This is a genomic window from Haloarchaeobius pelagicus (genome assembly GCF_051207375.1).
GTDB lineage: Archaea > Halobacteriota > Halobacteria > Halobacteriales > Natrialbaceae > Haloarchaeobius.
Genome location: NZ_JBPJZD010000001.1, coordinates 58,809 through 76,463 on the forward strand (window position 1 = coordinate 58,809; position 17,655 = coordinate 76,463).

17 protein-coding genes, 1 tRNA gene and 1 other RNA gene are annotated in these 17,655 nt (G+C 67.5%); 10 read left to right on the forward strand and 9 right to left on the reverse strand.

The features are described 5' to 3' along the window. The first annotated feature begins 13 nt into the window (after positions 1-13). The 4 genes from ACSC1S_RS00320 (at position 14) to ACSC1S_RS00335 (ending at position 2,797) form a co-directional block, all read left to right on the forward strand. Positions 14-1,057: an ABC transporter permease gene (locus tag ACSC1S_RS00320; RefSeq protein WP_435362677.1), complete on the forward strand. Its 1,044-nt coding sequence runs from the start codon at positions 14-16 to the stop codon at positions 1,055-1,057. Further along, on the forward strand, positions 1,054-2,058 hold the full coding sequence (locus ACSC1S_RS00325) for an ABC transporter permease (RefSeq protein WP_435362678.1): 1,005 nt from the start codon (positions 1,054-1,056) through the stop codon (positions 2,056-2,058). The genes ACSC1S_RS00320 and ACSC1S_RS00325 overlap by 4 nt, the downstream gene beginning before the upstream one ends. Next, entirely contained in the window at positions 2,058-2,399 is a 342-nt protein-coding gene (locus tag ACSC1S_RS00330) for a DUF7268 family protein (protein WP_435362679.1), read from the forward strand. The genes ACSC1S_RS00325 and ACSC1S_RS00330 overlap by 1 nt, the downstream gene beginning before the upstream one ends. Positions 2,400-2,599: 200 nt before the next feature. Further along, a complete protein-coding gene (locus ACSC1S_RS00335; protein ID WP_435362680.1) occupies positions 2,600-2,797 on the forward strand; it encodes a hypothetical protein in 198 nt (65 codons plus the stop codon). A 9-nt stretch (positions 2,798-2,806) separates the two neighbouring features. On the opposite strand, the gene ACSC1S_RS00340 is transcribed toward ACSC1S_RS00335, so the two are convergent. Together ACSC1S_RS00340 and ACSC1S_RS00345 are read right to left on the reverse strand one after the other, a co-directional pair. Next, complete coding sequence (locus tag ACSC1S_RS00340; protein WP_435362681.1) at positions 2,807-4,066, reverse strand: dihydroorotase; 1,260 nt, start codon at positions 4,064-4,066, stop codon at positions 2,807-2,809. Positions 4,067-4,090: 24 nt separating this feature from the next. Then, positions 4,091-4,777: a lipoate--protein ligase family protein gene (locus tag ACSC1S_RS00345; RefSeq protein ID WP_435362682.1), complete on the reverse strand. Its 687-nt coding sequence runs from the start codon at positions 4,775-4,777 to the stop codon at positions 4,091-4,093. A 53-nt stretch (positions 4,778-4,830) separates the two neighbouring features. Between ACSC1S_RS00345 and ACSC1S_RS00350 the strand changes: the two genes are divergently transcribed. Then, positions 4,831-5,709, forward strand: coding sequence for a DUF8155 domain-containing protein (locus ACSC1S_RS00350; protein ID WP_435362683.1), 879 nt, complete (start codon positions 4,831-4,833; stop codon positions 5,707-5,709). A 508-nt stretch (positions 5,710-6,217) separates the two neighbouring features. Here the strand turns inward: ACSC1S_RS00350 and ACSC1S_RS00355 are convergent. Then, positions 6,218-6,802: a cysteine hydrolase family protein gene (locus tag ACSC1S_RS00355; protein ID WP_435362684.1), complete on the reverse strand. Its 585-nt coding sequence runs from the start codon at positions 6,800-6,802 to the stop codon at positions 6,218-6,220. Positions 6,803-6,906: 104 nt separating this feature from the next. Here ACSC1S_RS00355 and ACSC1S_RS00360 point away from each other — a divergent pair, with 104 nt between their 5' ends. Further along, complete coding sequence (locus tag ACSC1S_RS00360) at positions 6,907-8,334, forward strand: Hvo_1808 family surface protein (RefSeq protein ID WP_435362685.1); 1,428 nt, start codon at positions 6,907-6,909, stop codon at positions 8,332-8,334. A gap of 36 nt (positions 8,335-8,370) precedes the next feature. Further along, complete coding sequence (locus ACSC1S_RS00365) at positions 8,371-9,519, forward strand: nicotinate phosphoribosyltransferase (protein WP_435362686.1); 1,149 nt, start codon at positions 8,371-8,373, stop codon at positions 9,517-9,519. A 12-nt stretch (positions 9,520-9,531) separates the two neighbouring features. Here the strand turns inward: ACSC1S_RS00365 and ACSC1S_RS00370 are convergent, their stop codons facing one another. Continuing rightward, on the reverse strand, positions 9,532-10,140 hold the full coding sequence (locus tag ACSC1S_RS00370) for a TIGR00296 family protein (RefSeq protein ID WP_261649664.1): 609 nt from the start codon (positions 10,138-10,140) through the stop codon (positions 9,532-9,534). 152 nt (positions 10,141-10,292) lie between these two features. Between ACSC1S_RS00370 and rnpB the strand changes: the two genes are divergently transcribed. Further along, positions 10,293-10,647, forward strand: an RNA gene (gene rnpB, locus ACSC1S_RS00375) — RNase P RNA component. A gap of 71 nt (positions 10,648-10,718) precedes the next feature. Here the strand turns inward: rnpB and ACSC1S_RS00380 are convergent. Beyond that, the gene (locus ACSC1S_RS00380) at positions 10,719-11,504 is read right to left on the reverse strand and encodes a mechanosensitive ion channel family protein (protein ID WP_435362687.1); all 786 of its coding nucleotides are present in this window, start codon (positions 11,502-11,504) and stop codon (positions 10,719-10,721) included. A gap of 240 nt (positions 11,505-11,744) precedes the next feature. Here ACSC1S_RS00380 and ACSC1S_RS00385 point away from each other — a divergent pair, with 240 nt between their 5' ends. After that, positions 11,745-13,820: a histidine kinase N-terminal 7TM domain-containing protein gene (locus ACSC1S_RS00385; protein ID WP_435362688.1), complete on the forward strand. Its 2,076-nt coding sequence runs from the start codon at positions 11,745-11,747 to the stop codon at positions 13,818-13,820. 42 nt (positions 13,821-13,862) lie between these two features. Beyond that, the gene (locus tag ACSC1S_RS00390; RefSeq protein WP_435362689.1) at positions 13,863-15,665 is read left to right on the forward strand and encodes a BCCT family transporter; all 1,803 of its coding nucleotides are present in this window, start codon (positions 13,863-13,865) and stop codon (positions 15,663-15,665) included. A 58-nt stretch (positions 15,666-15,723) separates the two neighbouring features. Here the strand turns inward: ACSC1S_RS00390 and ACSC1S_RS00395 are convergent, their stop codons facing one another. The 4 genes from ACSC1S_RS00395 to ACSC1S_RS00410 form a co-directional block, all read right to left on the reverse strand. Beyond that, positions 15,724-16,821 carry an aminopeptidase gene (locus tag ACSC1S_RS00395; RefSeq protein WP_435362690.1) on the reverse strand — a complete coding sequence of 366 codons (1,098 nt, stop codon included), beginning with the start codon at positions 16,819-16,821 and terminating at the stop codon, positions 15,724-15,726. A 51-nt stretch (positions 16,822-16,872) separates the two neighbouring features. Beyond that, positions 16,873-17,067, reverse strand: coding sequence for a DUF7501 family protein (locus tag ACSC1S_RS00400; RefSeq protein WP_435362691.1), 195 nt, complete (start codon positions 17,065-17,067; stop codon positions 16,873-16,875). Positions 17,068-17,103: 36 nt separating this feature from the next. Beyond that, positions 17,104-17,238 carry a hypothetical protein gene (locus tag ACSC1S_RS00405; protein ID WP_435362692.1) on the reverse strand — a complete coding sequence of 45 codons (135 nt, stop codon included), beginning with the start codon at positions 17,236-17,238 and terminating at the stop codon, positions 17,104-17,106. A gap of 286 nt (positions 17,239-17,524) precedes the next feature. Beyond that, positions 17,525-17,598: transfer RNA gene (locus tag ACSC1S_RS00410), tRNA-Val, on the reverse strand. Between the last annotated feature and the right edge of the window lie 57 nt (positions 17,599-17,655).

The window sequence follows — 17,655 nt, forward strand, 5'->3', positions numbered from 1 at the left end:
ATTCACTCGTACAATGGTCTCTAAGCGGTTCGTACTGAAACGGCTGTTACTGCTCGTGCCGGTCCTGTTCGGAGTGGCGTCGCTCGTCTTCGCCATCCTCCATCTGGCCCCGGGTGACCCCGTCAGGGTTATCCTCGGCCAGCGGGCCTCCGCGGAGCAGATCGCACAGGTTCGCGAGCAACTCGGGTTGAACGACCCCTTCCTGGTGCAGTATGTCCGGTTCCTCGCCGATGCAGCCCAGTTCGAGTTCGGCCAGTCCTACCAGATCGCGAAGGGCCAGTCGGTCAAGGAGGTCCTGATCGAGAAGCTCCCGGTCACGGTGGAGCTCGCGCTGTACGGCCAGGCCATCGGACTCCTGCTCGGCATCCCACTGGGTGTCCTCTCGGCCGTGAAGCAGGACACGCTGACGGACCACGCGACCCGTATCGGGGCGCTCGCCGGTATCTCGGTGCCCATCTACTGGTCCGGGCCGCTGCTCATCCTGTTCTTCTCCATCTACCTGGGCATCTTCCCGACCAGCGGTCGCATCGGGAGCACCATCTTCCTCGACAACAGCTGGTCCCTCCTCGGGGTCCAGTTGCCGCTGACGGGGATGGTCACGATCGACACGCTGTTGCTGGGTCGCCTCGACGCCTGGCTTTCGGCGGTGCATCACATGTTCCTCCCGGCGGTGACCATCGGGGTGTACTCGATGGCGCTCGTCTCGCGGATGATGCGCTCGTCGATGCTCGAGGTCGTCAGGCAGGACTACATGCGGACCGCCCGCGCCAAGGGGCAAGGTGCGAAGATCACCACGTTGAAACACGGGTTCAAGAACGCGATGATTCCCGTCATCACCGTCGTCGGCATCCAGTTCGGGACGCTCCTCGGCGGTGCGGTGCTGACCGAGACGGTGTTCGGCATCGGTGGCGTCGGGAACCTGCTCGTCTCCGCCATCAACGCGAGTGACTACCCGCTCGTGCAGGGTACCGTGTTGACGTTCGCGCTGCTGTTCACGCTCGTGACCCTCGGCGTCGACATCACGTACAGCTACCTCGACCCACGTATCCAACAATGAGCACGGAAACATCCGATTCGAAGACGGTCGGGACGGACCGGGGGCTGCTCACGCGGCTTCGTGACTCGCCGTTCCTCTCGCAACTCCTGTCGAACCGCCTCGCCCTCATGGGCATCGGCATCATCCTCGCGATGCTGGTGATCGCCGTCTACGCCCGGCTGTTCTACGATCTCTCGCTCCTCCAGCGGTCGCGGCTGGGGACCACGTTCGTGGACCGCGCACCGCCGGGGTGGCTCGGCTCCGCAGGGGTGACGGAACAGCTGTTCGGCACCGACGCGTCCGCCCGCGACATCTACAAACGGACGCTGTACGGGGCGTGGATCGCCCTGAAGTTCGGGACCGTCACCGTCGGGCTCTCGACCACGTTCGGCGTCGGGTTCGGCATCCTCGCCGCGTACTACGGCGACGTGACGGACAACCTCATCATGCGGTCGATGGACGTGCTGCTCGCGTTCCCGTCGCTGCTGCTGGCGCTGGCGCTGGTCGCCGTCTTCCCGGAGAAGATCGCCACGCCGGGGTTCCTGGAGGCGCTCCCGTTCTTCGGTGAGGAGATAACCCTCGGGTTGTGGCGGGCGGTCGCCGCGCTCACGCTGGTGTACACGCCGCGGTTCGCCCGCGTCGTCCGCGGCGCCGCGCTGAAGGTGCTCGAAGACGAGTACATCGAGGCGACGCAGGCGCTCGGTGCACGCGACGCCCGGGTGCTCATCCGACACGTCGTCCCGAACACGCTCGCGCCGGTGACGGTCCAGTCCACGCTGAACTTCGGGCTGGCCATCATCGACCTGGCGGCGCTGTCGTTCCTCGGTTTCGGCGCGCCGCCCGGGATGCCCTCGTGGGGGCTGATGCTCTCGAACGGTGTGAGCAACGGGCTCCAGACCGGCCTGTGGTGGATGTCGTTCTTCCCCGGGCTGTTCCTCGCGCTGACCGTCCTCGGGTTCAACCTGCTCGGTGACGGGATGCGTGACGCGCTGGACCCGCGGATGCGCGAGACGGTCGACTGATGCACTGGCGCGGCCGTGCCCGGCTGGTCGCCACCGCGCTGGCGGTCGGTGCGGTCGTCGGGCTGGTCGCGGTCCCGCTGTTCGTCGCACTCGGTTTCTCTCCTCGTGGTGCTGCTGGCACCGTCTTCGCCCTCGGGACGCTCGCGTTCGGCTTCGGTCTCGTCGGCTGGTCGGGCTCCATCATCCTCGGTGACGCCGTCGCGGTACGAGAGGGGCTCCTGGGGAAGAACTCGGACTGGACCGAAGCGAAGTCGCGTCGGGCGATGGCGCAAATCGGTGGGTTCGGCTTCGGTGTGATGCTCGGGAGTTCGGTCGTGGAAGTGGTTGCGGTGGGTGTGTAGCTGGCTGGTTTGATTCTCGCCTGAGTCCCGAGCGCGTTCGTGGCCGTGTCTTTCGTCGGAGTCCGACGCAGTGGGTCCGCGAACTCGCAGACGATTCGCGCCGATGGCGATGAATACCGCAACCGAACCGCACAGCTCCGAAGCCACACTCTCCAATCGACCACACAAGGTATTCAAGCACCAGTCCCCGACCACCCGATATGGCATTCCTCGGCGTCGGACTCGCAGCGCTGTGCTGGCTGCTCGCGTACCTGCATCTGCGCTATCCGGATGCGCTGTTCAGGCTCGAGAACTCGCTGGTGGGGGCGGAGACACAGTTGACCGAGCGGGGGCGGACGGGCTACCGCGTCGGCGGTGGCGTGTTCGCCGTCGTCGGAACGGTCGCCCCGTCGCTGTAGGCGGCCGGTCTACTCGCGGACGTTCTTTCCTGCGACTTCGCCGAACCCGTCCTCGGCGTCCCAGACGACCTCGCCGCGGACCATCGTCCACTCGGGGAACACCCCCTGTTTCCCCTCGAACGGGGTCCAGCCGCAGTTCGAGTGGAGGTCTTCGCCGCGGATTGCGCGGGGATTCTCGGTATCGTACAGTGCAAGGTCGGCGTCCATGCCCTCCTGAATACGGCCCTTCTCGGGCAGGTCGAAGATGCTCGCCGGGTTCGCGGCGACGAGGTCGCGGACGCGTTCGTAGCTGAGGGTTCCCGTACGTGCTTCTTCGAGTAGCAGCGGGACCATCGTCTCGACGCCCGGAACCCCGGACGGCGCGTCCCAGATGCTGGCGTCCTTCTCCTCGCGGGTGTGGGGGGCGTGGTCGGTCGCGATGATGTCGACGGTACCGTCGGCGACGCGCTCGAAGACGGCCTCCCGGCGGTCCTCGCTCCGGAGGGGTGGGTTCATCCGGCCGAAGGTACCGAGCTCGGGCAGGTCGTCACGCGAGAGGAACAGGTGGTGTGGGGTGACCTCGCAGGTCGCGCCCGCCGCTGCGGCAGCGTCCACACCCTCCGGCGTGGAGGTGTGGGCGATGTGGATGGCGGTGTCGTATTCGGCCCCGACCTCGCAGGCGCGTTCGACGGCGGCGGCCTCGGCCTCGGCGGCGCGGTAGGCCGACCAGGCGTCGGCGTCGTCCCGCGATTTCGCGGACTCGTCGAACAGGTCGGCGTCCTCGGCGTGGACCGTGACGGTCACGTCGTGTTCGCCAGCCAACTCGACGGCCTCGGCGAACAGGTCGGCCTCGATACCCATGTCGCCGGTCGAGTCGGCGAGGAACACCTCACCGAGGGCGAACAGGGGCCGGTCGAACAGCGACTCGGGGTCCCAGTCGGCGGTGACGCCGCCGTTGATGCCCCAGTCGACGATGGACTGTTCGGCGAACTCGGCTTTCTGGTCGAACGCCTCGCCCGTCGTGGTCGGCGGGCTGGTGTTCGGCTGGTCGACGACGGTGGTGACGCCGCCGGCGGCCGCGCTCTGCGACCCTGTTTCCCAGGTCTCCTTGTGGCCGTAGCCGGGCTGGCGGAAGTGGACGTGGGCGTCGATCGCGCCGGGGAAGAGCAGCTTCCCGGTCGCGTCCACGTCGTACTCGCCGCCGAGGTCCCCCACGGCGGTAATCGTTCCATCCTCGACCTCGACGTCGGCGGTCGTCCCGTCCGGCAGCGTGGCGTTGCCGATGCGCATACGTCCACTCCAGCGGCCCGCGTCCTAAGTCTCTCGGAGATGTTCCACGGTGGTCCCGGCGTCACCGACGAGTGCAACCTCCAGCACCTCCCGGACCACCTCGGGGTCTGCTGGTCCGCCGGCGTTCGCGACGCTCCCGACCGAAGCGGGGTCGAAGGGCACGCCGAGGGCTTCGTACACGTCCTCAAGTACGGCCGCCAGTTCGTCGTGGTTCGCCACCAGGCAGATGCCGGACGTGATGGCCGCGCCCTTGGTCACGCGCTGGGCGATACCGACGAGTTTGCCGTCGGCCTGCAGCGAGTGCTGCCCGGGGCAGAAGGAGTTCGCGGGTTCGCCCCGGGTTGCGTCGACGCCCAGTTCTCGCAGGGCGCGCTGGACATCGGTCGTCAGCGACTCGTATCGCTCGTCCATCCCCAGGCGCATGTCCTCGTGCGGGGTGATGCGAGCGAACGCCAGCGTGGTCTCGCCGTCGTAGGCCACGGCGCGGCCGCCGACACTCCGCTCGACCGGCTCGAAGCCGTGGTCGTGGGCCGCGGCTGTGGCTGCCGCGAAGCCGTCCTCGCGGGCGTCCCGACGACCGAAGGCGATCTGGCGGTGAGGGGCCCAGACACGGACGACCGGCTCTCCAGAGTCTCCGACTTCGTCTAGCAACTCGCGCGTCGCGTCCCTGTCCGCCGACACCGAGCCTGCTCGCCCTCTGACCACGCGCATGGCCGGGGGTTCGGGGCGACGTGCCTAAACCCGTCCGGTCCGAAATCCAGCCGATGGCGGTCACGCTCACTGGCGACCTGCTCGCGCGCTACCCGCGCTTCTCGCTGTACAACTCGCCGTACCCGGCCCACGACGACGGCTGCGCAATCGACCTCTATCCCGACGATGGGGCGCACAGTCCGGTCGCCGGCGAGGTCGTCGAGACGCACACGGTTCGAGCGCCGACGAAACCCTATTCGCCAGACCACGACCACCTCATCGTGGTCCGGGTCGACGCCGGGGCGACGCCGGGGTTCGACTACACCGATGACGGCGACGTCCTCGCCCGCATCATGCACGTCGACCCCGGCGTCGAAGCCGGTGACGAGGTCGCTCCGGGCGACTCGCTCGGGACGATGGTCCGGGCGGGCTTCTTCGCCCCCTGGGTCGGGAACCACCTCCACGTCGGCTTCCGGACGCCCGACCAGAACCTGCTCCGGGCGTCGGGGTCGCTTCCCCTCGCGGTCGACGTACCGGTCGAACCCCTGGCATGGGACGGGACCGGAACGGTCGTCGAGACCGGCGAGACGTACGCCCTGCTCGATTCGCCGTCGCACCCGTCACCGGGTGCGGGCTTCGTGGGTATCGCGGCGGATTCGGGGGGTGTGCTCGACGGCGGTTTGCGCCACTACGATGGCGGCGGGCTGCTGGCTGGTGAGGGCGGCGAGGTGTCGCTGCTGGGGACGCCCGTGGGCGACGCCACGGGGAGAACCGTCTCCTGGCACGATATCGAGATTCGGGCGAACGGCGAGCAGGTGACCGGGCTGTCGCTCTTCCTGGCGCAGGACGACGGCTTCGGCGCGAAGGTCATCTGTCCGGGGCACTCGTTTTCGGTGGGTGAGTCGCTGAGTGTGGAGATTCAGCAGACTGACGAGCCGATAATTCTGGGGTAGCTGCTCAGCTGTGGTGTTCGGTCGGGTACTGTCGTCTACCGCCCTTTGAGAGGTAGATCAGGTACGACTGCTGCCAGTTCCACCGGGTCATCGACTCGCGCTGGTGGCACTGGAGACCGCACCCGCACAGCTCCGCAGCCACACCCTCCCCAGCCGACTCCCTCCGCTATCGCTCCGGTCGTCCAACGTGAGAGCAAGCTCTCACGAGCCTCCACTCGCAGGCTCGTGGAGACCTCGCGCGCTTTCTGCTCGTGGTCTCACTGGCGTTCGACACACGAGCCAGCGCGCGCCACGGTGGACTGGCCACTCCAGCACCCGCGACTTCAAATACGAGACCGCATCCAGACCCGCCGTGACGTAAGAATCGCCGTCCGGCGAACTCGGCGGGTGTGTGGCACACCGCCGGACGGGGGGTATAGTAGCGTTTGCAACTGTGTACACATCGGACCGCACGCAGTCGTGCGGTCGAGTGTGAAATGACGTGCAAACGCGACTATAGTGCCGCCTGTCAGCCCTCTTGTTCAGCGAACGCGATCTCCGAACGCTGGACCACTTCGCCGAACAGCCAGTCGGCGTGTTCCAGCGCGTACTCCTTGTGGCCGTCCTCGATGGCACCGATGCAGTCCTCCACGAGCACGGGCTTGTAGTCCCGGAGCCCGGCGCTCCCGGCGGTGTGGAGGACGCAGACGTTCGCGAGCGTCCCACAGAGGAGCAGGTCGTCGATACCGCGCGCGGAGAGCCAGCCGTCCAGTTCGGTCTCGTGGAAGGCGTCGTACGTGTGCTTCTCGACGACGTGGTCGGCCTCGGCGACGGTGAGCTCGTCGACCAGCTCGGCCTCCCAGGAGTCCTCGAGTACGTGCTCGCCCCAGCGCTCGAACTCGTCGTAGTAGTGGTTCTCGTCGAACTGGCCCGGCGGGTGGACGTCCCGGGTGAAGACGACGCGGACGCCGGCGTCGTGGGCCCGGTCGACGAGCGACGCGACCGGCTCGATGGCGGCTTCGCTCCCGGGCGCGTAGAGCGCGCCCTCGGGTTTGCAGAAGCCGTTCTGCATGTCCACGACGACGACCGCGGTGCTGTCAGGGTCGAACTCCATGCTCGAGGGTTCGACCGGCTGGCCCAAAGCGGTTGTCCCGTGGCTGGCAGTTCCCGGGCGAGTCGGGGGAAGTGCTATAGCCACGCTCTCGTAAGGGTCGGGCAATGCGACGTGGGCTGCTCGTCTTCGCGCTGGTGCTCGTCCTCCTGCTCGCCGGCTGTTCGGCGCTCGACTTCGGCGAGGATACCATCAGCGAACCCGAGTCGAACCGGCCGGACCCGGCCAGCGACCGCCTCGGCTGGGAGGACGGTTACTGGTGGAACGATTCGGTCGCCGTCGACGGGAGCGACGGGCTGACCCAGGCAGAGGTCGAGGTCGTCAAAGCCCGGATGATGGCCCGGCTCGAACACCTCCGCGGGTACGAGTTCACCAGAGAGGTGTCGGTCCGCGTCATCTCACGTGAGACCTACCGCGACCAGCGCGGTGGTGGCGGCAGCGGTGAGGCACCGCCCTGGCGCGAGCAGTTCTGGGAGGCGCTGTTCGTCGTCGGCGAGGACACTGGCGTCGAGGCGGCGTTCGACCGCCTGTACGGGTCGACCGTCCTCGGCTACTACACCAGCGACAAGATCGTCCTCGTGAGCGACGACCCGAACGACCTGCGGGTCTCGCGCGCGACACTCGCCCACGAACTCGAACACGCCCTGCAGGACCAACACCTCGGGCTGGGCTACCGAACCGACACCCGTGATGGCCGACTCGCCGCACAGTCGGTCATCGAGGGGGACGCGAACTACGTCGAGGCCCGGTACGAGGACGCCTGCAAATCCGGCGAATGGAGCTGTGTCACGGTCGCCGGCCAGTCCGGCGGTGGGAGCCGGTCCGCGGACTACAACGTCGGGCTCTCCGTCGCATCGTTCGTGCCCTACGGTGAAGGGCCGGTGTTCGTCTCGGAGCTGTACGACCGCGGCGGCTGGGAGGCCGTCGACGGTGCCTTTGAGAACCATCCGGCCAGCACGGAGCAGGTTATCCACTCCAGCAAGTATCCCGACGAGACGCCTGTCGCCGTCTCGATACCTGACCGCGCGACCGGCGGCTGGCAGCGCCTGGAGACCGACGAAGGCGAGGACCGCGCCGAGACCGTCGGCGAGGCGAACGTGTACACGATGCTGTGGTACGCCCGGGTCGTCCCTCGCGAGCACCTGACGAGCCGGAACGGGTCGGTCTCGCGCTACACCTACGACCACCCGCTCTCGACCGGCTGGGCCGGTGACCGGCTGGTGTTCTACGAGAACGGCGACCAGCAGGCGTACGTCTGGCAGTCGGTGTGGGATTCGGAAGCCGACGCGACCGAGTTCCGGCAGGCCTACGAGGACGTCCTCGCGGCCAACGACGCGACGGCCCGCGGAAACGGTGTGTACGCCATCGAGTCGGGCACGTTCGAGGACGCCTTCCGGGTCGTCCAGCGCGGTGACACCGTGGTCGTGGTCAACGCACCGACGGTCCAGGAACTCGACGCGGTCCACCGGGTGCAGTCGGGGACGAACACGTCGGCGGTTCGGGACGTTCAGCCGAGTCCGTCGCCGACCGCGTAGCGGTGCTTTTTCGCCATCCCCGCAGAAACGGGGGGTATGGACGACCCCTTCGACACGATTCCGACCGCCGCGATTCGCGACGGTCGTGCGACCGACGCGTACTTCGAGCGGACCGAGTCGGCACTCGAACACGCCGGCCGGAACCCGACGGTGGTCGCGGAGGTGACGGCGGACCAGTTCCCCGACGGGGAGTTCGAACTGTTCGCCGGGCTGGAGAACGCGGCCCACCTGCTCGAAGGTCTCGACCTCGACGCCGACGCCATCCCGGAGGGCTGCCTGTTCGACGGCGGTCCCGTGATGCGAATCGAGGGCGAGTACCTCGAGTTCGCGCGGTTCGAGACCTCGCTCCTGGGCTTCCTCTCGCAGGCGAGCGCGTTCGCCACGGCTGCCCTCGAAGCACGGCGGGCCGCCCCGGACTCGCAGGTGCTCTCCTTCGGTGCGCGCCACGTCCACCCTGCCATCGCGGCGACCGTCGAGCGGAGCGCCCTCGTCGGTGGCCTCGATGGATTCTCGCACGTCGCCGCCGGTGACGTCATCGGTCGCGAGGCCAGCGGCACGATGCCCCACGCGCTCATGATCTGCATGGGCAAGGGAAACCAGGAGGCGGCGTGGCGGGCCTTCCACGAATCGGTCCCCGACTCGGTTCCCCGAATCGCGCTCTGTGACACCTACACCGACGAGGTCGACGAGGTGCTCCGCGCGGTCGACGAGCTGGGGGACGACCTCGACGGGGTTCGCCTGGACACGACCGGCTCGCGTCGCGGGGACTTCCACCACATCATCCGGGAGGTCCAGTGGGAGCTGGCGGCCCGCGGCCACGAGGACGTGGACGTGTTCGTCAGCGGCGGCCTCACTCCCGAGCGGCTCCGCGAGCTTCGGGACGTTGCCGACGGCTTCGGTGTCGGCAGTTACGTCACGAACGCGAACCCGGTGGACTTCGCGCTCGACATCGTCGAGGTCGACGGCGAACCGGCGGCCAAGCGCGGTAAACTCTCCGGGAAGAAACAGGTGTACCGGTCGGAAGACGGCGGGCACGAGGTCGGGCTCGCGGCGCGACCCGGGCCGACCGATGGCCGGCCGCTGCTCGAACCGCTGATTCGAGACGGTGAACTCGTCAGGGAGTTCGATCTGGGGGAGGCGCAGCGGTACGCCGCGACGGATGCCGACCGGGTCGGCTTCGAGTAAGCAGTTCTTTCCTCAGTTCGTCAGTTCTTCGATGCTGCCTTCGGGGGTACGCTCGCGGAAGATCTGTCCCTCGAACAGCGTGACGACGACGTCCTCCTGCTGCCAGGCGGTCGGCGGGAGGCCAGCCTTTCGGCAGACGCGACCGAGGTACTCCTCCTCGGACCAGCCGTGTTCGACGGGGACGGTCGGGTAGAGCCAGCCCGCGTTCGTGCCGGTGTCGATGGCGACGCCGTGCTTCCCGAGTTCCATGTCCGCGACGGGGTCGTCCGTGAGGACGACGTTGCACACAGAGCAGACCGAGACGGTGAGGTTCGATAGCTCCGAGGGCGTGATCTCCGAGCCACAGGAGTCCTCGCTGGCTGCCTCGATGGCGGCGTCGACGATGACGTGCCCGAGCTGGTCGCTCGATTCGTAGCCACCCGCACAGCCCCTGAGGCTCCCACGACCCCTTGTGGATTCGAGCCGGACGAACGCGCCGGTCCGGTTGTAGAACGCATCTCGCATGCTGCCGGGCTGCTCACGGCGACCGTTGAGAACGAAGCCTTCTACCGATTCCCGTGCCAGTTCGACGGCTCGGGCTCCATCATCGTATGTCAGACGGACGCTCTGTGCCTGCGACATAGTACAGGTATGGCGATTGTCGCTCTTGAACGCTTTCGTTTCGTTTCGCTCAAGAATGACCACCGTGTCGACAGGGCCCCAGCAGCACCGGTGGGGGACGGCGCGTCTGACCGACCGAGGTGTTTAAATGCGGGACGAGGATAGAGTCTGGTGGTAGAGAGAGCCTGGCTGCCGCGGCACGCCTTCGGGCGTGTACCCGCGTCGGGATTATCCCCGGCGCGCTCGCGAGGAAAGTCCCCCCACCGTCTGGGCAGGTGACCGGGCGCAAGCCCGGAGCGGGAGACCGCTGGCTCTGGAACAGAAACGAGACCCCTCTCCCCGAGCGATGACGTGCGCGAACCGACCCGAGAGGCAAGGGAGTTAACCCACAGAGCGTCGACGGGAGAGAACGGATGGAACGGCGAATCTTCACCGGTGCAAGTCCACGCCAAAGGTAGCCCGGACGAATGGTGATGGACGCTTAGCCGAATGCCGGGCCGAACAGAAGGGGGCTTACTCCTCTCTGCCTTTCCGAAAACGATGAGTGGTGACGCTGGCGCGGTGCCGGCGTGGTCTCGGGCGGTTCGCTGGCTCTGCGGTCAGTCGTCGGCAGGGTCGTCGATGTCCCCACCGTCGGGCTGCATACCACCGGGGCCAGGGGTGGGCGTGCTGGGGCCGGTGCCGGTGGTGCCGCTGGCGCGGCCCATCCAGTTCGCGATGTTCTCGGAGACGTAGTCCTTGCCCCCCCAGCCGAGTGCGATACCGACGCCGATGGCGAGTGCAGCACCGAGGCCGTAGGCGGCTGCCTGGGCGACCACGTACAGGATGGCCACGTCGAGGCCCATCGTGTCGAGACCGATGGTGAGCGCGGTGAAGTAGAGGAACAGCCGGGTCCCGGTGGCAAAGAGCCCCGTGAGCTTGCCTTCATCAGTCGCTGCCTGGGTCCGCGCGATGGTGTCACCGATCCAGTCGGCGACGACGAACCCGAGGACGATGACGGCCAGCCCGGCGATGAACGCCGGCAGGTACGTCGTCGCGGTGGCGACCCACTCAGAGAGCGTCTGAATGGCGAGTACCTCGGTGGCGGCGAGCAACGTTATCGCGTAGATGAACAGGCGTGCGAGGGTGCCGAATGCACCCGAGATGGCCTTCTCTGTTCCGCCCAGCATCCGCCCGAGCGGGGTCTTCAGGACCTGTTTGTCGATCTCGGACTTGTCGATTATCTTCGTCACGATCGAGCCGGCCACCCGGGCGACGATCCAGCCGACCACCAGGATGATGAGTGCGCCGATGACGTTCGGGAGGAAGTCGACGATGCTCGCGAAGACGTCCTGCAACACCGTCATGTCGCCGGTCTGTTGCAACACGATAGCTGTCTGTGACATATCGACCGTACAATGCACGCGAGCGGATTTGACGAATCTCCGCACAGGTAACGAAATTACGTCGACACCAGTTCGCTGGGGTGACGAACCGGCGGTTAGACGGGTCGGAACGCGGAGGCTCCGCGACGTGGTAGCGGCGGCCCGCGCATTGATATGTACGGGTGTGGTACGAGGGTGCATATCCGGCAAGGGGGGACACTCCGACCGGTCGGATTCCCGCTCGCCGGAACCGACGAAACGATGGGTTGGCAACCGACACCGTGGGCTGATCCGCTTCTCCTCGCGACAGTCGTCTCTCTGTCCCTGGCGCTGTACGCCGCGGTGTACGTTGTGAGCGTCCGGCGCGATCGGCGGGTCGTCGCGTTCTTCACGCTGATGCTCGGGACGGCCGTCTGGTCGCTCGGCTACTCGTTCCAGTTCGCCAGCGACGACCTCGCTGGCAAGTTGCTCTGGCACGCCGTCCAGGTCGTCGGACAGGCCATCGCGCCGCCCGCGCTGCTCGTGTTCGCGCTCACGTACGCGGGGCTCGACCGCTGGGTCACCAGGCGGCGGCTCGCCCTGCTCGCGGTCGTCCCGGCGCTCACCGTCGCGTTCGCCGTTACGAACGGCAGTGACGGGCTCCTCTGGCACGCACCGACGACGGTTTCCCCGGCGGGCTACGAGGTGTTACGGCTCTCGCCCGGCCTGTGGCTGGTCGTCCACGCGACGTTCTCGTACCTCGCGGTCGCCGTCGGCGTGGCGGTGCTGGTCCGGCTCGTGGCACGGTCGCGCCGTCTCTACCGCGGGCAGTCGACCGCGCTGCTCGTCGGGGTGTTCGTCCCCGTCTCCGCGAATCTCGCGAACGTCAGCGGGCTGGACCCCGCGCTCGTCGACCTGACGCCCATCGCCTTTGCGGTGTCGGGAACCGCGTTCGCGGTCTCCATCTTCCGCTATCGGCTGCTCGAACTCGTCCCGGTCGCCCGGGATTCGGTCATCGAGTCCATGCAGGAGGGGTACGCCCTGCTCGACACGACCGAGCGCCTCATCGACGTGAACCCGGCCGGGGCCGCCCTGCTGGGCGTGGACGAGAGTGGTGACCTCGGCCGACCGGTCCGGCAACTTCTCCCCGGCCTCGCGCCGCTGTTCGACGGCGACACCACCCAGACCGAACTCGAACTGGCCGGCGGGCGACTGGTCCGGGTCACCCTCTCCCACCTCGACGTGCGCGACCGCGGCGGCCGGCTGCTCCTCGTCAGGGAGGTCGGCGACGCAAGGCGGGTCGAGCGGCGCTACCAGGCACTCATCGAGAACGCGACCGACGTGATAACCGTCCTCGACGAGGACGGGACGGTCCGGTACGAGAGCCCCTCGCTCCGGACGGTCCTCGGCTTCGCCCCGGGAGACGTCGAGGGGCGGTCGGTGGTCTCGCTCGTCCATCCGGAGGACGAGGCGGCGGTCCGTGAGTTGCTCGAGACGCTCCGGGAGGACCCAGACGAGACTGTCCGGGTCGAAAGTCGGGTCCAACACGCCGACGGCTCCTGGCGAGTCCTCGAATCCGTCGGGCGCAATCTCGTCTCGGACCCGTACGTCGAAGGTATCGTCATCAATTCGCGCGACGTGACCGACCGTAAGCGCCGCGAGCGCGAACTCGTGCGGACCAACGAACGCCTCGACGAGTTCGCCTCGCTGGTGAGCCACGACCTCCGGAACCCCCTCAACGTCGCGGAGGGCCACCTTGGCCTCGCCATCGAGACGGGGAGCGAGGACTCGCTCCACGTCGTCCGCGAGGAGCACGAGCGGATGCGCGACATCATCGACGACGTGCTCGCGCTGGCCCGCGACGGCAAGGCCGTGACCGACCCGGCCCCCGTGTCCATCCGGGAGGTCGCGCGCGACGCGTGGACGAACGTCGACACCGGTGACGCCGGCTTCGTCGCCGAGGACGACCTGACCATCCCGGCGGACCGTACCCGGCTGCTCGCGCTCTTCGAGAACCTCTTTCGGAATAGCGTCGAACATGGCGTTCGACGAACCACCGGCGAAGCCGGTGATAGCGTGGAACACGGTGCGCAACGAGCAGCAGGTGAAGCCCTGACGGTCACCGTCTCGCGGTGCGGGGCAGGGTTCGCCGTCGCCGACGACGGGCCGGGCATCCCCGTCGACGCGCACGAGGAGGTGTTCGCCTCCGGCTACACCACGTCCGCGTCGGGAACCGGGTTCGGGCTCGCCATCGTGCAGTCCATCGCCGACGCCCACGGCTGGGCGGTCAGGCTCGACCCAGACGCCGACGGGGCACGCTTCCAGTTCGACACGGTCGGTGGCATCAGCGAGGAATGAGATGGCCGGAACGCCTTTCGATACCCTCGTCCAGAACTACCCATGCCCGAACGGGACGAGGTCAACTCGGCGTTCTTCTTCGTCGTCGTTCTCGGCGTCGTCAGCGGGGCGTTCGTCGTCGCCGCGTTCCTGTTGCCGACCATCGTCGGCGCCCTCATCAGCGGCCGCGCCCTACTCGCGCTCTCGCTCACGTTCGTCGGGTGTGGCCTCTCCGCGATGGCGATGCTCCCCGCGGACGGCCGCCTCGACTCGCTGGGGGCACCACACGTCTCTGCAGGCTGGTTCTCGCTCGACCGGTTCCGCGAGCAGATCGACCCGGGAACCTTCGTCGTCGGCGCGACGCTCCCGTTCCTCGCTGTCCTCGTCCTCCTGACCGAACGGCTCGTCGCTGGGGGTGGCTCCCCGACCGGGACGGCCGTCGACACGGTCACGGCCGTCGTTCTCGACGCCGGCGGCCCGCTGTTTCACGGATCGATACTACTGTTCGTTGGGTTCGCTGCGGCCGCCGTGGCCGGACCGTGGGGTCGCATCCGCCTCGGGGGGCGCGACGCGACGCCCCAGTACTCGCTCTGGTCGCTGTTCGCCATGGTGTTCTCGGCGGGTATCGCCGCCGGCATCGTGTTCTGGGGCCCCGCCGAGGCCGTCATCCACTTCGACGCGGTGCCACCGTTCGTGGACGCTACCGCCCGGTCCCCTGGGGCCGCCGTCGGTGCCATGGAGTACACGCTGTTCCACTGGGGGTTCTCGGCGTGGAGCACCTACCTCGCGCTCGGGCTTCCCATCGCCTACTTCGCCCACAACCGCGGCGCACCGCTTCGCGTCTCGTCGGTTCTCGTTCCGGTCCTCGGCGAGCGGTCGGTCGACCACCCGGTCGGGCGGCTGGTCGATATCCTCGCCGTGTTCGCGACCATCGGCGGCGTCGCCACCACGCTGGGATTCGTCAGCGACCAGTTCCTCACGGGCATCGAGTACCAGTGGGGCGTCGACCTCGGGAGCGTGGAGACGCTGGTGCTCGTCGTCGGCTTCACGACCATCTTCACCGTCTCGGCCGCGACCGGCATCGACCGCGGCATCAGGCGAATCTCCCGGGTCAACGTCGCCGTCTTCGTGGCGGTGCTCTGCGGGCTGCTGGTCGTCGGTCCGACCGAGTCCATTGTCGCGACCGGGACGCGGGCAGCCGGTCGCTACACCCTCGAGTTCCTTTCGCTCAGTCTCTTCCTCGGTGACGGCAGCGGCTGGGTCAGTGGGTGGACCACGTTCTACTGGGCGTGGTGGCTCTCGTGGGCCCCGTTCGTCGGCCTGTTCATCGCTCGTGTCTCCCGTGGCCACCGCATCCGGACGGTCGTGGCGACCTGCGTCGGCGCGACCACCGCGGCCACCCTCGCCTGGTTCGTCGTTCTGGGCGGGACCGCCATCAGCCTCCAGCGCTCTGGGGCGGCCGACGTCATCGGCGTCGTCGCCGACAGTTCGGTCGCGGTCGCCGGCTTCCCGGTGTTCGATGCGGTCCCCGCCGGCGGGGTGCTCGTCGCCCCCTTCCTCCTCCTCGTCATCACGTTCTTCGTCACGTCCGGCGACACCTCGACGCTGGGGATGGCGCTTTTGACTACTCGAACTGACGACCCGCCCGTCACCGTCCGGGTGTTCTGGGGCGTGAGCCAGGGCATCGTCGCGGCCGTCCTGATGCTCGTCGGCGGCGCGAGCGCCCTGCAATCTGCAGCTATCCTCACGGGCGGCCCCTTCGCCGTCGTCGGCGTCGTGGCCGTCATCGGACTGGTCGCGACGCTGGTCGGGTCGCGGAGCCAGCCAGAACAGACGCGGGTCCCCGAGTCGGCCGTCGACGAGTGAGAATCAGGTGTGCGACTGGGGCATGAGAACCTGGTGTGCGACCCAGGCGTGAATGGGGTTACCCTTCGAACCCGTCCTCCCACCGGAACGTCCCGTTCCGCTGGACGACCTCGCCGTCGACCTCCATGAACGAATCCTCGCTCATGTCGGTTATCATGTCGACGTGGACCGCGGACTGGTTGCCTTCTTCGCCCTCCGGCATGTTCGAGTCGTAGGCACGGCCGACGGCCAGGTGGATGGTGTCGCCCATCTTCTCGTCGAAGAGGATGCTGTCGGTGAAGCGGTCGATACCGCGGTTCATGCCGATGCCGAGCTCGCCGAGCCGACGGGCACCGTCGTCGGTCTCCAGTATCTCCGTCAGGACGTCCTCGTTCTGGTCGGCGCTGTAGTCGACGACCTCGCCGTCCTCGAACGTGAGGTGGACGTTCCGGACCTTCTTCCCGCGGAAGGTCATCGGCACGTCGAAGAACACCTCACCCTCGGTGTCGTAGGGGGCCGTGAACACCTCGCCGCTGGGCAGGTTGTGCGAGTCGTAGCGGACCGACGCCGCGGAGTTCACGGCGATGCGGTCCTCGATGGACATCGTGATGTCGGTGTCCGCCTTGACGATGCGGACCTCGCTCCCCTCGTCGAGGATCTCTTTCATCTTCGCCATCTCCTCGGCGAGCGCTTCCCAGTCACGAAGCACCGCGTCGTAGACGAAGTCCTGGTACTCCTCGTAAGCCATCCCGGCCTGCTGGGCCAGCGACCGGGTCGGGTGGACGGTGGAGACCCAGTCCGTCTCCATGTACGCCTCGCGAATCTGCTGGGACGCCTTCGCCTTCGCCTGGCGCTTCTCGCCCGGCACGTCCGCCGAGGCACTGGTGTTCCGCCCACCGCCCAGCGACAGCGCCACGTCGGCGTTCTCGACCAGTGCGAGTTCGTGGGCCGGGTCGTCCTCGAAGTCGCCATCGTGTGCCTTCATGTACGCGCGGCTCACCTCACCGGAGCTATACATCGTCGCCATGTTCGCCCCGCGCTCGCCGAGCTTCTCGGCGACCGCGACGGCGAGTTCGTGTGTGCCCTCACTGACGCTGACGAGGACGTTATCTCCAGCGTCTACCTGCGCGCTCCAGTCGACGAGAACCTCCGCGTGCTCGTGAATCCGGTCGTCCATACGTCGACCGAGGAGCGTCCTGTACAAAATTTGCCCGGAGTGGTGGCTGCTTCAGCCCACCCACTCACCCGGGACGTCGTCACCGACCTGTGACCGCCAGCGCTCGAATCGCTCTGCACACTCGGGGACGTGCTCGACGTGGTCGATGAACCCCGCGCCGCCGTCGGAGACCGGCCCGCCACAGAACGGGCAGCGCTCGGGGTCGTCCCAGACCCGCTCGTCGCGCTGGGTGAACTGGAGACTCATAGCCAGAGGTACGGTCGCAGTGAGAATGAGGGTTCGTTACTTCTTACTGACGCGATACCGGCCACCGACCTCGTTGGTGTTCAGCTGGTCGGCGCGTTTCTTGGCCGATTTCCGGTCCTCGAAGGGACCCTCGAACTCGTGTCCGTCCACTACCACGTAGTAGTCTACCATCGTCGCCGTGTCTATCATGGCGAGGGTTAAGACTGTCACGGTATGGTATGTCGTGCCGAGGTGTCGGTGTGGCGACTGTCGATTACGGGTTTCAGGGCTGGGGTGGGGGCTGGGAAGGTTGGGGCAGGAGGGCTGGGGTGGGGGCTGGGAAGGTTGGGGCAGGAGGGCTGGGGCGGATTCAGGCTGTGAGGGCTGGGGCGGATTCGAACCGCGGTCGCTCCGCTCCCTGGTTCGAATCCTTCCAGGTTACGAATCTGCGGCTCACTGCCGTTCGCCGCAAAATTAGTGGGCTGGGGCGGATTCGAACCGCCGATTTTCTCCGTGTAAAGGAGATGTCATAACCAACTAGACCACCAGCCCGCACCCAAGAGTATCCAGCGGGCCGGAATAACGCTTACCTTTTCCTGCAGAACCCGC

Coding starts and splice junctions, on each gene's coding strand:
- ACSC1S_RS00355 (WP_435362684.1), bottom strand. CDS start 6,802: ATGGAGTTCGACCCTGACAGCACCGCGGTCGTCGTCGTGGACATGCAG.
- ACSC1S_RS00335 (WP_435362680.1), top strand. CDS start 2,600: ATGGCATTCCTCGGCGTCGGACTCGCAGCGCTGTGCTGGCTGCTCGCG.
- ACSC1S_RS00325 (WP_435362678.1), top strand. CDS start 1,054: ATGAGCACGGAAACATCCGATTCGAAGACGGTCGGGACGGACCGGGGG.
- ACSC1S_RS00405 (WP_435362692.1), bottom strand. CDS start 17,238: ATGGTAGACTACTACGTGGTAGTGGACGGACACGAGTTCGAGGGTCCC.
- ACSC1S_RS00390 (WP_435362689.1), top strand. CDS start 13,863: ATGCCCGAACGGGACGAGGTCAACTCGGCGTTCTTCTTCGTCGTCGTT.
- ACSC1S_RS00345 (WP_435362682.1), bottom strand. CDS start 4,777: ATGCGCGTGGTCAGAGGGCGAGCAGGCTCGGTGTCGGCGGACAGGGAC.
- ACSC1S_RS00320 (WP_435362677.1), top strand. CDS start 14: ATGGTCTCTAAGCGGTTCGTACTGAAACGGCTGTTACTGCTCGTGCCG.
- ACSC1S_RS00395 (WP_435362690.1), bottom strand. CDS start 16,821: ATGGACGACCGGATTCACGAGCACGCGGAGGTTCTCGTCGACTGGAGC.
- ACSC1S_RS00370 (WP_261649664.1), bottom strand. CDS start 10,140: ATGTCGCAGGCACAGAGCGTCCGTCTGACATACGATGATGGAGCCCGA.
- ACSC1S_RS00400 (WP_435362691.1), bottom strand. CDS start 17,067: ATGAGTCTCCAGTTCACCCAGCGCGACGAGCGGGTCTGGGACGACCCC.
- ACSC1S_RS00385 (WP_435362688.1), top strand. CDS start 11,745: ATGGGTTGGCAACCGACACCGTGGGCTGATCCGCTTCTCCTCGCGACA.
- ACSC1S_RS00365 (WP_435362686.1), top strand. CDS start 8,371: ATGGACGACCCCTTCGACACGATTCCGACCGCCGCGATTCGCGACGGT.
- ACSC1S_RS00380 (WP_435362687.1), bottom strand. CDS start 11,504: ATGTCACAGACAGCTATCGTGTTGCAACAGACCGGCGACATGACGGTG.
- ACSC1S_RS00340 (WP_435362681.1), bottom strand. CDS start 4,066: ATGCGCATCGGCAACGCCACGCTGCCGGACGGGACGACCGCCGACGTC.
- ACSC1S_RS00360 (WP_435362685.1), top strand. CDS start 6,907: ATGCGACGTGGGCTGCTCGTCTTCGCGCTGGTGCTCGTCCTCCTGCTC.
- ACSC1S_RS00350 (WP_435362683.1), top strand. CDS start 4,831: ATGGCGGTCACGCTCACTGGCGACCTGCTCGCGCGCTACCCGCGCTTC.
- ACSC1S_RS00330 (WP_435362679.1), top strand. CDS start 2,058: ATGCACTGGCGCGGCCGTGCCCGGCTGGTCGCCACCGCGCTGGCGGTC.